The 13,225-nt window shown below is 63.0% G+C and carries 11 protein-coding genes; 4 read left to right on the plus strand and 7 right to left on the minus strand.

The genetic code is table 11. The features are described 5' to 3' along the window. Positions 1 to 180 precede the first annotated feature (180 nt). The 3 genes from ACVOLS_RS15510 (at position 181) to ACVOLS_RS15520 (ending at position 3,978) form a co-directional block, all read left to right on the plus strand. Positions 181 to 969 (plus strand): ferredoxin--NADP reductase, encoded by a 789-nt coding sequence (locus ACVOLS_RS15510; RefSeq protein WP_481546348.1) that lies wholly within the window; start codon positions 181 to 183, stop codon positions 967 to 969. Positions 970 to 1,081: 112 nt separating this feature from the next. After that, positions 1,082 to 3,490 (plus strand): AAA family ATPase, encoded by a 2,409-nt coding sequence (locus tag ACVOLS_RS15515; RefSeq protein WP_481546349.1) that lies wholly within the window; start codon positions 1,082 to 1,084, stop codon positions 3,488 to 3,490. A gap of 110 nt (positions 3,491 to 3,600) precedes the next feature. Continuing rightward, positions 3,601 to 3,978 (plus strand): DUF6970 domain-containing protein, encoded by a 378-nt coding sequence (locus ACVOLS_RS15520; RefSeq protein WP_481516121.1) that lies wholly within the window; start codon positions 3,601 to 3,603, stop codon positions 3,976 to 3,978. 62 nt (positions 3,979 to 4,040) lie between these two features. Here ACVOLS_RS15520 and ACVOLS_RS15525 read toward each other — a convergent pair whose 3' ends face one another. Beyond that, on the minus strand, positions 4,041 to 4,523 hold the full coding sequence (locus ACVOLS_RS15525) for a glutathione peroxidase (protein ID WP_481546350.1): 483 nt from the start codon (positions 4,521 to 4,523) through the stop codon (positions 4,041 to 4,043). 154 nt (positions 4,524 to 4,677) lie between these two features. On the opposite strand from ACVOLS_RS15525, the gene ACVOLS_RS15530 reads away from it, so the two are divergent. Then, positions 4,678 to 6,849, plus strand: a complete 2,172-nt coding sequence (locus ACVOLS_RS15530) for a M3 family metallopeptidase (RefSeq protein ID WP_481546351.1) — start codon at positions 4,678 to 4,680, stop codon at positions 6,847 to 6,849. Between the two features lie 435 nt (positions 6,850 to 7,284). Here the strand turns inward: ACVOLS_RS15530 and ACVOLS_RS15535 are convergent, their stop codons facing one another. The 6 genes from ACVOLS_RS15535 to ACVOLS_RS15560 form a co-directional block, all read right to left on the minus strand. Further along, on the minus strand, positions 7,285 to 8,286 hold the full coding sequence (locus tag ACVOLS_RS15535) for an HlyD family secretion protein (RefSeq protein WP_481546352.1): 1,002 nt from the start codon (positions 8,284 to 8,286) through the stop codon (positions 7,285 to 7,287). A gap of 9 nt (positions 8,287 to 8,295) precedes the next feature. Next, positions 8,296 to 8,493: a DUF1656 domain-containing protein gene (locus ACVOLS_RS15540; protein WP_481546353.1), complete on the minus strand. Its 198-nt coding sequence runs from the start codon at positions 8,491 to 8,493 to the stop codon at positions 8,296 to 8,298. Further along, positions 8,483 to 10,627 (minus strand): FUSC family protein, encoded by a 2,145-nt coding sequence (locus ACVOLS_RS15545; RefSeq protein ID WP_481546354.1) that lies wholly within the window; start codon positions 10,625 to 10,627, stop codon positions 8,483 to 8,485. The genes ACVOLS_RS15540 and ACVOLS_RS15545 overlap by 11 nt, the downstream gene beginning before the upstream one ends. Positions 10,628 to 10,634: 7 nt before the next feature. After that, on the minus strand, positions 10,635 to 11,129 hold the full coding sequence (locus ACVOLS_RS15550) for a MarR family winged helix-turn-helix transcriptional regulator (RefSeq protein ID WP_481546355.1): 495 nt from the start codon (positions 11,127 to 11,129) through the stop codon (positions 10,635 to 10,637). A gap of 90 nt (positions 11,130 to 11,219) precedes the next feature. Next, on the minus strand, positions 11,220 to 12,335 hold the full coding sequence (cfa, locus tag ACVOLS_RS15555; RefSeq protein WP_481546356.1) for a cyclopropane fatty acyl phospholipid synthase: 1,116 nt from the start codon (positions 12,333 to 12,335) through the stop codon (positions 11,220 to 11,222). Between the two features lie 17 nt (positions 12,336 to 12,352). After that, entirely contained in the window at positions 12,353 to 13,180 is an 828-nt protein-coding gene (locus ACVOLS_RS15560; protein ID WP_481546357.1) for a DUF3298 and DUF4163 domain-containing protein, read from the minus strand. Between the last annotated feature and the right edge of the window lie 45 nt (positions 13,181 to 13,225).

The raw sequence follows: 13,225 nt of genomic DNA on the forward strand, positions 1-13,225 counted from the left end.
GTTATTTCTGTTGGTGTTGTTCTCCTCTGGCCTGGCCGTGCGTTTGTGGGGTCTTTTTAAATACCTTCCCTCCCGCCGCCCTGCCCCCCCCCCCACTACAGCAACCCGGTCAAATGAGATTCATTCCCATTTATGGGAAATCGGCTAGAATAGGCCGGTCTCCAATCTACGAATCACGGCATGTCTTCCGCTTTTGGCGCCGAAACGGTGCTTGAAGTCCGTCATTGGACGGACGCCTACTTCAGCTTCTCCACCACCCGCGACAGCGGCTTCCGCTTCGAGAATGGCCAGTTCGTGATGATCGGGCTGGAAAACGAAAACGAAGGTGCCCGTCCGGTATTGCGTGCCTATTCCATCGCCAGCGCCAACTGGGAAGAGCAGCTGCACTTCTTCAGCATCAAGGTGCAGGAAGGTGCGCTGACCTCGCGCCTGCAGCACCTCAAGCCCGGCGACAAGGTGCTGGTCGGCAAGAAGCCCACCGGCACGTTGCTGATCAGCGATCTGCACCCCGGCAAGCACCTCTACCTGCTTGGCACCGGCACCGGTCTGGCACCGTGGTTGAGCGTGGTCAAGGACCCGGAAACCTACGAGCGTTTCGAGAAGGTGATCGTCTGCCACGGCGTGCGCTACGAGAAGGACCTGGCCTACCGCGAGTACTTCGAACAGGAACTGCCGAACGACGAGATCCTCGGCGATATCGTCCGCGACAAGCTGCTGTACTACCCAGCGGTAACCCGCGAGGCCTTCCCCAACCAGGGCCGCCTGACCTCGCTGATGGAAAGCGGGCAAATGCAGGAAACACTCGGCCTGCCGCAGCTGGATCCGGCCAACGACCGCTTCATGATCTGCGGCAGTCCGCAGATGCTGGCCGACCTGCGCAGCGTGTTGGACGCACGCGGTTTTGAGGTGTCCACGCGCATCGGCACCGCAGGCCACTACGTGTTCGAGCGCGCCTTCGTCGAGAAGTAAGGCTTGTAGGGTTTTTACCGACCATTGGCGGCTATGAACCCGGACAATGATGGCGTAGCTTAACGGCCGGATCACACTGATCCGGCCGTTTTCAGTTCAGGGGAAAGGATTCATGGTTCCAAGTAGTTCCCGCAGCAGCTTCATCGACAACCAGCGCAGTGTTTTGCTTGAGGAGCTGGCGCAATGCCAGCAACGTGCCCAGACTGCCAAGCAGGCGATGGGCGCTGCCTACCCCGCCGCATGTGAGGCCGCCCAGGCAATGCGCCCGGCGTTCGAAGAAGGTCTGGCGCAGGCGCGCCGCAACACCCTGCAACATGGCCGCAAAGGCACCTTGGGGCCAGCGCTGAGTTTGCGCGCGACCTTGGGCAGCGGCGGCGTCCGCACCGTGACCTGGCTGCTGCTGCTCGGCAGCCTCGCGTTGTATGGACCGGTTAGGAACTTCTGCGGCCACCTGTCGTACACACTGCCCTTCCCGGCCAGCACGCTGTTCCTGTTGTTCGTCTACATTCCGCCTGGCCTGGTCCTGTATGCGCTGCTGGTCTGGTTGGGCCGCTACCGTATGTCAAAGCGCAATGCCGCTGCAGGGCTGGCATCGATCGATGCGCTGGGCAAACGCCAGCTGCAGCTGCACGCCTTCGGCAAGAAGAACGACGATGGCCGCAGCCACCCCTACCCTGTCATCCGCGCGCCCGCACCCTCGGTGGAGAAGATGGGCAACAGTTGGCAGCTCGGTGACAAGCACGACAACTCCAACGCGGTGATGGTCGGCGTGAGCACCGATGTCGCCAACGACAAGGACCCCGACATCTTCATCCGCCTACCGCTCAATGGCCACCCCGGCGGCCTCGTACGCGTCCGCGCCGAAGCGGATGAACACGCCGCGACGTGGACTCCAGTGGCCGCCGAACTGGCACCCATGCTGGCACCGCTGGCCCAGCCCATCCTCGACCTGCAGGCATTGAGCGCACCGCACGAGCGCGAGCTGCAGCTTCAGCAATCGCTGCTGGCCCGGCTGGCCTCGCTGGACAAGCTGGAAGCCAACTGGAAGGACGTCGCCATCCCGGAGCAGACCCTGGAACAGGTGATCAAGCTGGTGGACCGTTTTGCCGCTGGCACCCCGCCGCTGCCCAAGGGCATGCTGCTGTGGGGGCCGCCCGGCACCGGCAAGACCCTGATCGCGCGCAAGCTGGCCGAACACGTGGACTGCAACTTCGTCGCGGTGACCATCGCCGACCTGAAGGGCGAACACATCGGCCACACCGGGCCCAAGGTCAAGAAGATCTGGGAGAATGCGCGTAGCAAGGGCCCGACCATTCTGTTCGTGGACGAATGCGAAAGTGCCTTCGCCCGGCGTGGCAGCCGCGACACCGACAATTTCGGCAACGAACTGGTGCAGACCTTCATCGCCGAATGGGATGGTTTCAACCAGGGCAGCGGCAACGTGCTGGTGATTGGCGCCACCAACCGCCAGGAGCTGATTGATGACGCGGTGCTGTCGCGCTTCACTGTTTCCATCGAGCTTGCCGCGCCCAATGCCGAAGCGCGCGAGCGCATCCTGCTGGCTGAGTTCGGCAAGGCCCAACTGGCATTGCCGGTAACCGAAGCACTGGTGCGCGAAACCGCCGGCATGTCCGGCCGCGACCTGTCCACTCTGGTCACCAGCGTGGTTTCCACCCATCCGGCCGGGCGCCCTGCGCAAAGCGATTTCAGCGCTGCCATCGCGCGCCTGCGCGGCAAGAGCTCCACCTCGGTGCAGACGCTGGGTTGGGACGATGTGATCGTGCCGGCCAGCACCCGTGCCGAGTTCGAAAGTCTCGGCAAGGAATTGCTGCATGCCGAAGAACTGGCGCGGATGAACATCCCGGTGCCACGCGGCATCCTGCTGTATGGCCCGCCCGGCACCGGCAAGACCCAGATCGCGCGCGTACTGGCAAGCCAGTCCGGGCTGTCCTTCATCGCCGCCTCATCGGCGGAGGTCAAGGGCCAGTTCCTCGGCGACGGTGGCGCGCGGGTCAAGCAGCTGTTCGAGAAAGCTCGGGCGCAGGCACCGTGCATCCTGTTCCTCGATGAGATCGACACCATCGCCCCGCCGCGTGGCAGCGGCAACTCGGACAAGTTGAACGCCGAGATCGTCGCCCAGCTGTTGCAGGAACTGGACGGCATCAGCACCAAACAAGGCCAGGTATTCCTGCTTGCCGCCAGCAACCACCTCGAAGCCATCGACAGCGCCCTGCTGTCGCGGTTGGAGCGCAAGATCCAGATCGGCCTGCCAGACATCGACGCGCGCGCCGCCATCCTGCGCCTGCAGCTGGCCGGCAAGCCGCTGGATTTTGCCGTGGACGAGGTGCTTGGCACCTTGGCAGCCGCCACCGAAGGCAGCTCCGGCCGCGACCTGCAGTCACTGGTCACCGCCGCCACCCGCCGCGCCCTGCAACGGGCCATGGCCGAACACGGCGACCCGACCAAGGTGCAGCTGCAACAGAAGGACCTGCTGGACGAAGCGGAAACCGATCCGGTCTAGTTACCATCGCCCGGCGCCACTCAGCGCCGGGCACTCTTTGACACCTCAGCAACAAGCCAAATACCTTGTTCGCGAATTGAGATCGCCCATCTGTCAGCTGGGGTACGAGCATGAATCCGCGATTACTTCTGATCCTGCTTGGTTTATCCGCTACCAACACCTGCTTTGCGGAAGACCCTCCGCCTTTCGTCAAAGCGCTGATCAAACAATATGAGTCAGCCTCGCCCAGCGCGAGTCCCGGCTCGATCTGGCGCTACCAGTACGGCCGCCGCACGGTGTACTACGTACCCATGGGGCGCTGCTGTGACTTTCCGAGTGAGTTATACGAGCGAAATGGGCAGCGAATCTGCTTCCCCAACGGCGGTCTGTCAGGCAGCGGAGATGGTAAATGCCGCGACTTCTTCCAGCAACGAACTGCAGGCACCCGGATCTGGAGCGACCCACGAACAGTCCCGGCAAACGCAGCACCGGTGACGGTGCGCCCATGATTCAAGGTCTGAGAGCCAAGATTGATCCGGTTCTCAACTCAAACTGATCCCGACACCATTCCTCAACCCAACGCAGCCCGGATATCCGCTTCCAACGCCTCCGGGCGCGCGGTCGGCGCGTAGCGGGCAAGCACCTGCCCGTTGCGGCCGATCAGGAACTTGCTGAAGTTCCACTTGATCGCGGCGATGCCCAGCGCGCCGCGCTTCTGCCGCTGCAGCCACTGCCATAGCGGATCGGCATCGGCACCATTGACCTTGAGCTTCGCCGACAGCGGAAAACTTACGCCGTAGTTGATGCTACAGAAGTCCTGGATGGCGGCAGCATCGCCCGGCTCCTGATGGCCGAACTGGTCGCAGGGACAGCCCAGCACCACCAGCCCTTGCGGACCCAGTTCCTGCCACAGCTGCTCCAGCCCTTCGTACTGCGGGGTGAAGCCGCACTTGGACGCGGTATTGACGATCAGCAGCGCCTTGCCGTCAAAGGCCGCCAGCGGCAGCGGACTGCCATCCAGCGCGGTCAGCTCGAAATCGAAGGCATTGGGCATGGCGCGACTCCTGACAGGACCGCCAGCGTACGCCATCACGGCGCCAACGGCATGCAAGATGTGGCCTTTCAGCGCAACCATGCCATTCGACACACCCGTGCGGGCGCGCTGGCAGGTACCCTGAAAGATCAGTCTTTTTACCGGAGTTTCCGCCTTGAACACCCGTCTCGCCCTCGCCCTTGCCGCGACCCTGGGTCTTGCCCTGCCGGCTTACAGCCAGGCCGCACCCACTGCGACCACCCAATCGGCCCAGCAGGCCAATCCGTTCTTCGCTGAAAGCCCGCTGCCGCTGCACTACCCGCAGTTCGACAAGATCAAGGACGCCGACTTCGCGCCGGCCTTCGACGCTGGTATGGCCCAGCAGCTGCAGGAAGTGGAAGCAATCGCCAACAACCCGGCCGCTCCCACCTTTGAAAATACCCTGGTCGCGCTGGAAAACAGCGGCGCCGTGCTGGACCGTGCCACTACCGTGTTCTTCGCGCTGATCGGCGCCGACACCAACGACGCACGCAAGAAGCTGCAGGCCGACTACTCGGCCAAGTTCGCCGCGCACAGCGATGCCATCAATCTCAACGGCAAGCTGTTCTCGCGCATCGAAACCCTTTACAACAACCGCGCCAACCTGGGCCTGGACGCTGAAAGCCTGCGTCTGGTCGAGAAGTACCGCGACAACTTCGTCCGCGCCGGTGCCAAGCTGGGCGACGCCGACAAGGCCAAGCTCAAGGACATGAACGCCGAGCTGGCCAACCTGGGCACCAAGTTCAGCCAGAACGTGCTGGCCGAGGTCAACGCCTCCTTCATCGTGGTTGATGACGTCAAGCAGCTTGATGGCCTGTCGGCCGAGCAGATCGCTGCCGCCGCCGAAGCCGCCAAGGCCCGCAAGCTGGATGGCAAGTACGTCATCGCCCTGCTCAACACCACCGGCCAGCCGCCGCTGACCAACCTGGCCAACCGCGAGCTGCGTCAGAAGATCTACGAAGCCTCGGTCTCGCGTGGCAGCAAGGGTGGCGAGTACGACAACACCGCACTGGTGTCGCGCATCATGACTCTGCGCGCCGAGAAGGCCGCACTGATGGGCTTCCCGAACTTTGCCACGTATTCGCTGGGCAACCAGACCGCCAAGACCCCGGAAGCAGTCAACGCCATGCTCGGCCAGCTGGCCCCGGCCGCCGTCACCAACGCCAAGCGCGAAGCCGCTGACCTGCAGGCAATGATCGACAGCGAGCAGAAGGCCGCCGGCAAGCCGACGTTCGAGCTGCAGCCGTGGGACTGGGCCTTCTACAGCGAGAAGGTTCGCCAGGCCAAGTACAACTTCGACGAATCCCAGCTCAAGCCCTACTTCGAGCTGAAGAACGTGCTGGAGAACGGCGTGTTCTTCGCCGCCGGCAAGGAATTCGGCCTGAGCTTCAAGCAGCGCACCGACCTGCCGGTTTACCACGACGACGTCACCGTCTATGACGTGTTCGACGCCGATGGCAGCCAGCTGGCGATCTTCATCTTCGATCCGTATGCACGCGAGTCCAAGCGTGGCGGTGCGTGGATGAACGCCTACGTGTCGCAGTCGGGCCTGACCGGCGACAAGCCGGTGGTCGCCAACCACCTCAACATCCCCAAGCCGCCGGCGGGCAAGCCAACCCTGCTGACCTGGGACGAAGTGACCACCACCTTCCACGAGTTCGGCCACGCCCTGCACGGCATGTTCTCGGACGTGAAGTACCCGTACTTCGCTGGCACCGCGGTGCCGCGTGACTTCGTCGAGTTCCCGTCGCAGGTGAACGAGATGTGGTCCGACGAGCCGACCATCCTGGCCAACTACGCCAAGCATTATCAGAACGGCTCGGCAATGCCGCAGGCGCTGCTGGACAAGGTGATCGCCGCGTCCAAGTTCAACCAGGGCTTTGCCACCACCGAGTACCTGGGCGCAGCGATGCTGGACCAGAACTGGCACCAGATCGGTGTTGGCCAGATCCCGGCACCGAAGGACGTGATGAAGTTCGAGCATGAAGCGCTGGTCAAGGACGGCATCTACTACGCGCCGGTCCCGCCGCGCTACAAGACCCCGTACTTCAGCCACATCATGGGCGGCTACTCGGCTGGCTACTACGCCTACATCTGGTCGGAAGTGCTGGATGCCAACACCCAGAAGTGGTTCCGCGAGAACGGCGGCCTGTCGCGCGCCAATGGCGACCACTTCCGCAAGACCCTGCTGTCCAAGGGCGGCAGCGTCGATGCGATGGAGCTGTTCCGCAACTTTGCCGGCCACGAGCCGCAGATCGAGCCGCTGCTGGAGAATCGTGGCCTGACCACCGGTGCTGCTGCCAAGTAAGCAGTTGCTGGTTTTGATGGAAAGAAACGCCCGGCTTTGCCGGGCGTTTCTTTTGCTGCGTGCGGCAGATCAAAAGCCCCCCTCATCCGCCCTCCGGGCACCTTCTCCCGCAGGCGGGAGAAGGGAGTGGTCAGGCGCCGCGGGGGGCTGATGCATTGCTTGACTTCACGCATTGCGCGGCAAGCCATCAGTTCAAACAGCGCCTGCATTCCCTTCTCCCGCCTGCGGTAGAAGGTGCCCGGAGGGCGGATGAGGGCGCTTTGTGCTTCTCGCTTTGTGCTTCTCGCTTTGTGCTTCTCGCTTTGTGCTTCTCGCTTTGTGCTTCTCGCTTTGTGCTTCTGGCTCTGTGCTTCTGGCTTCTGGCTTCGGACTTCGGACTTCGGACTTCGGACTTCGTTCAACCAGCATCCGGTCAGCAAAAAATCCAACCCAACCTTACCGCCCCCGCTCCACAATCACCGTAGCGGTCATGCCATTGGCCAACACAACACCTTTCGCAACCGAGCCCGCATCCAGCTTGATCCGTACCGGAATCCGCTGCGCCAAGCGCACCCAGTTGTAGGTCGGATTCACATTCGCAAGCAGATCACTGCCAGTCGGACTATCCGCATCGGTAATGCCATGCGAAATACTTTCGATGTGCCCGTGCAGCTCCTGCCCGCTCATCAGCTGTACGCGCGTGCCATCGCCAACATGCAGCTGTGCCAGCTTGGTCTCTTCGAAGTAGCCGTAGACCCAGAACGAATCGGTATCGATCACCGCCAGCTTGGCCGCACCAGCGGTGGCGTAATCACCCTGCCGCACTTCGAGGTTGGTCACATAGCCATCCACCGGTGCACGCACCTGGGTGCGCTCCAGATTCAACTCGGCCGTATCCAATGCGGCCTGCGCCTGCTCTACCGCCGCCATTGCCTGCTGCTGCGAAGCACTGGCTTGCTGGCGACTGGCCTGCGCCTGCGCCACACCGGCACGCGCGGCCTGCGCGGCACTGAGCGCATCAGTCCGCGCCTCTTCGGAGATCAAGCTGCCCGTGATGCGCTGGCGTCGCTCGTACTGTTGCTCGTAGCGACTGGCGTTGGCGCTTTGCTGCGCGGCACCGGCTGCCGCGACCTGGATGCTTGCACCCGCTGCGCGTGCCGACGCCTGCGCTGCGGCCAGGTTGCCTCGTGCCTGATTCAAAGCGTTCTGGTAGCGCGCCGGGTCGATCTGATAAAGCACTTCACCGCGCTTCACCAACTGATTGTCACGCACCGCCACCGCGCTGACCGGGCCTGAAACATCCGGCGCCACCCGCACCACTTCCGCGCGCAGGCGACCCTCGCGGGTCCATGGCGAGTACATGTAATGACGCCACATCGCCATCGCGATCAGGGCGGCAATCACCACTGCCACTGCAGTGATGGAGAAACGAAGAATGGATTGGACTTTGGGGGTCATGGGAAGTTCTCAGAACAGCAGCAGGCCGAAGCCACCAAACAAGCAGATGAAGATCGCGGTACGGAACAAAGCCGGGTGCCAGACGTTGCGATACCAGCCACGACGGCCGGCCAGCGTGTCCAATGCCCACAGCACGATGCAGACCAGCAGGAACAACAACAGCAAGCCGGGAAACAGGGTTCCGGCGAATGCGATTTCAATGGGCATGTCGGGGTGTCTCCAGAATGTGATCCGCTGGCGCGATATAGGTCGCCATGACCGAGCTGTCATCCACCATCGCCAATCGCACAAGGCGCAGATGCAGCAGCACTCGCGCAGCAACACCACCCTCAACTGCCTGTATGCGGGCGAGCGCGATCGCCTCGGTCAGCGCAGCATCTGCGCGCTGCCATGCCTTCGCATCTGGCAAGGCGAAGAACTCGGCCAACGCCAGCACCACTGCGTCAACACATTGGTGCAACTGCGTCGATGCCGGCTCACGTGCAACATCCTGGCGCAGGTGGATCAATGCGCGGCCAGTTTCATTGACTGCCAAGGCCCAGGCCAACTGCTCGCGTGACTCATCGCTGCCGGCTGCGGTATGGGTGACGATCTGATGCAGCAGATCGCTGTTGATGCTCTCGAACCGGTGCTGGAGCCCACGCAGCGGCGCCTGCGCAGCCGAACCTACCTGCGCACGCAGAGCGACCATCTGCCGGCGGCGCAGCCAGGCCGTGCCCACCAGCGGCGGTATCAGCGCGAAACTCAACACCGCCGCCCCCATGGCGATCATATGTGACGTGCCTTCGTTGAAGAAGCGCACCGGGTCGAACGCGTGCACACCGGTAATGGCCAGGATGTTGACCAGCCCCATGGTGTAACCCAGACCGAATACCGCCAGCTTGGGCCGGCTGACCATGTAGGGCCCGACCATGAAAAACGGCAGCAAACCGGCAACCAACAAGGTAAAGCCCTCCATCCGGGTCAGCACCATGTAGTCACAGACGTAAGCCGCCAACACACCCACCAGATAGCCCCAGGCCACCTTGCTGGTCATCTGCGCGGCGTTCGGCATGGTGGCAAACAGGCCGGAAAAGATCGTCGCCAACAGCATCACATTGACCGCCATCGCCCAACCGCTGGCAGCCCACAATGCGCCCAGCAACAACATGGTGACGGCCGTGCGGGCGAACGCCACCGCGGCACCGAGATAGTCATTGCCGCGGATGAAGTGGGCACGTGCGTCCTCCTCGGTCGGCGCGACCTGCAGGGTCAGCTGCCGACGTGCATGCACGTACTGCTCAAGCTCCTTCACGAAGCGCCGCAACAACTGCGCGCCAACATCGAAGTCCTCTGTCTGCGCAGCACCGCTCAGTTCTCTGCGTAATTGGGCACCACGCGCCGCCAGGTTTCTACGCACATCATGGATCTGCTCGGCCAGCTGCGCCGGCGTCTGCTCGCTCGACTGCAGGGCCGTGCCCAGCGGCTGGTACAGCGTCTGCAAGGCCTGGCCGGCAGCTTGGTCTGGCTGACGCAACAGACGATTGATCAGATGGTGCAGCGACTGGAAACTGGTCGATGCCGCCATGAACCGTTGGTTGAAGCGCTGCAGATGCGCGCTGCGTGCACGTGCTTCACCGTCCTCGAAGATCACAGAACTACGCAGGTCTTCCAATGCCACCGCGTCCCGCACCACCCGCAGATGCGCCTGCTCCATGCGTTCACGCGGAACCTCCCCAAGCAGCGCACCGCGCATGAAACCCAGGAAGTTCTGGTACTGGTTGTTCACCGCCATACGCAAGGTGTCGCGCAGGCGCACCGGAAACACGGTGTCGCTGACCACCGCGGTCACCAACAGGCCCAACAGCACTTCGCTGATGCGCGCCACCGCCGAATCGAAGACCTGCCCCGGATGGGTGGAGATCACCGGCAAGGCGATGATGGCTGCGGTATAGCCGGCCAGCACGAAGGCATAGGATTTGAAGTTGCGATGCAAGGTAGCTCCGGCGGTGCAGCCGGCGATCCACAGCGCCATCAGCAGCAGGAATGGCTCGCGCTGCTGCGGAAACAAGCCCACGATCAACAACGCACCGGCCGCACCTACAAAGGTGCCGAGTACCCGGTAAAAGGCCTTTGCCAGCACCATGCCGCTTTGCCGGTGCATGACGATGACCGTGGTCATCATCGCTGTGCCTGGCTGCGGCAACTGCAGGCGCATCGCCAGCCAACCGGTCAGGAAGAACGCCACGGTCGTGCGCAGCACGAACAGCCAGGTGTCGGCCTCGCCCTTGAGGAAGCCGCGCATGCCGGCATGCCAAGGCGTCGTCGTGGGCGCGCTTACCGATGATGGGATGGCAGACATGGTGTACTCAGATGGCCTCGATGCCATCCAGCATCTTCTTCAGCAGCCGCTCGAGCTGATGCTGCTCACCCTCATCCAAGCCCTGCACCTGCAGGACCAACAGCTCCGCCATCTCCGGCAAAAGACGCTGGATGCAGGCCAGCCCCTTGTCGGTCAGGTGCAGCCCAAGTTTGCGTCGGTCATTGGTGTCGGGAATCCGCTCCAGCAGACCCTTGTTGCAGAGCTGGTCGGTGAGCCGGGTGATGTTGGCCGACTTCTCGGTGGCGGCCTCGGCCAGCTCCGACGGGGTCAGCGGGTGATCCGGCGTGCCGTACAACATCATCAGGATGTTGTATTCGGCGTGGCTCAGGTCGAAGTCACGCAACACCGCGTTGGCGCGGTCATGGACGGTCTTGTAGATGCCCTTGACCAGGCGCACCAGCACCGCCGGCTCACGCGGGAAGCCCGGCCAGCGGGCGCAGGTGGCATCAATCCGGGTTTCGGTCGCGTCGAAGCTGCTCATGGGCTATCCGGCTCATCGAGGAATGAGGCGGATAATACACATATGTAATATAAACTTCTAAAACAGTTTTGCGGTTACAGCGTTCCATGTTCAGCGTGGCGCCAGATAGCCCTCCCGAACCCCGCGTGGCGACAACAGCAACTGCCACAGCTGCGAGTGGCGGGTACGGAAGGTCGCCATCGAAGCAGCCAGATAGAAGCGCCACATGCGCCGGAAGCGCTCGTCGTAGCGCGCATCCAACTGCCCCCAGGTCGCCTCGACATTATCGCGCCAGGCCTGCAGGGTACGGTCGTAGTCGGTGCCGAAGTTGTGCCAGTCCTCCAGCACGAACAACCCTTCCATCGCATGGGTGATCTGCGCCGCCGATGGCAGCATGGAGTTGGGGAAGATGTACTTGGCGATCCACGGATCGGTGCGATCGCGGCTGACGTTGGTGCCGATGCTGTGCAGCAGGAACAGGCCCTGCTCGCCCAGGCAGCGCCGGGCGACTTCGAAGTAGCTGCGGTAGTTCTTGACCCCGACATGCTCGAACATGCCCACCGAAAACACGGCGTCGAAGTGCTCGTCCAGCTCGCGGTAATCCTGCAGGCGTATCTCTACCGGTAACCCGGCGCATAGCTGGCGGGCAAACTCCGCCTGCTCCTGCGAGATGGTTACGCCAACACCGCGCACGCCATAACGTTCGGCCGCGAACTTCAGTGCCTCGCCCCAGCCACAACCTATATCCAGCACGCGCATGCCCGGCTGCAGGCCCAGTTTGCGGCAGATCAACTCGAGCTTGGCTTCCTGTGCGTCATCCAGGGTGCTGGCATTGCGCCAGTATCCGCAGCTGTAAACCAACCGCTTGCCAAGCATGGCCCGGTAAAGATCGTTGCCCAGGTCGTAATGCCGCCTGCCGACTTCGTAACTGCCCTGCCCGCTCTGCAGGTTGAACAGCTTGGCCTTGAGCGCGTCCCAGACTTCGCCGCTGCCGTGCACGCGCTCGTCCAGCCGTGCATCCAGCAGGTGGGTGAGCAGGCCATCCAGCGAATGCGCCTGCCACCAACCTTCCATGTAGCTCTCGCCCAGACCGAGCGAGCCGTCGGCCAGCACCCGCGCATAGAAGCGCGGGTCGAGGATGTCCAGGTCCTGTGGCCTATCACCGCCAGGGGTGATATCGGCCTCCTGCAGCAGTGCTTCCACACGTCGTTGCAGCCCTGCATCCATCACTGACCTCCTGTGTTTCAGGGGTGCGCGAACAGCCCCTGGTAAGCCGCCGCCACATGCGGCAACAGCACCGCCGCCGGCACATCCACCGTCTGCGTGCCATCCGAATACGGCCCCACCTGATAGGGCGGGAACACGAACCGCAGTGCCGAAATCTTGCCCGCCGCGTCCAGCACCGGCTGGAACTGGCCGAAGTTGGTGGCGTCGGCCGTGGTGCCTTCGTCGATCATCTTGGACAGGTTGCGGACCTGGGCCTGCTGCTCTTCCGGCGACATGTCCTCACCCTGGGCACGCACCGTAGCCTGCTCCAACAGCTTGTCCTCGGTGAAATCACTGATCGCCTGCCAGCCCTTGGTCGTAGTGATCAGGTCTTCCGCCTTGAGCAGCTGCTGTTGCTCGGGCAGCCATACAAAACGCGCTACCAGCGGCTGGCCATGCGCGCCACCGGTGTAGCTGCTGCCATCGGCGGACACCGCGACCACCGTCGGCGATTCCACCAGCATGTCGAAGGCCAGCGACAGTTCGTACGGGGCGGTGGGCTTGTCATTGCCCAGCTCGGACACCGACTTCAACAGGTCAGCCTTGGCATGGCCTGCATAGTCGCTCAGCGCATTGGCCAGGCCCGGATACTTGGCGGCTGCCGGCGGGTAGCTGATACCAATGACATAGCTTGGGGTGTTCTCAATCACATCGCGCAGATCAGCTGCCGCAGGTGCGACCGCAACCGGTGCCTGCACCGGTTCCGCGGCCGGTGCGACCGGCGCACCTTGCTCATCCTGCTTGCAACCAGCCAATGCCAGCAGCAATACCGCTGCGGCAGACGATCCCCGTACCAACCTGTTCATGCCCTTTGATCCCTTGGAGGTGTGTGCGGCCGCCCGGTCGGGCTT

The organism is Stenotrophomonas sp. STEN038, from assembly GCF_056759895.1.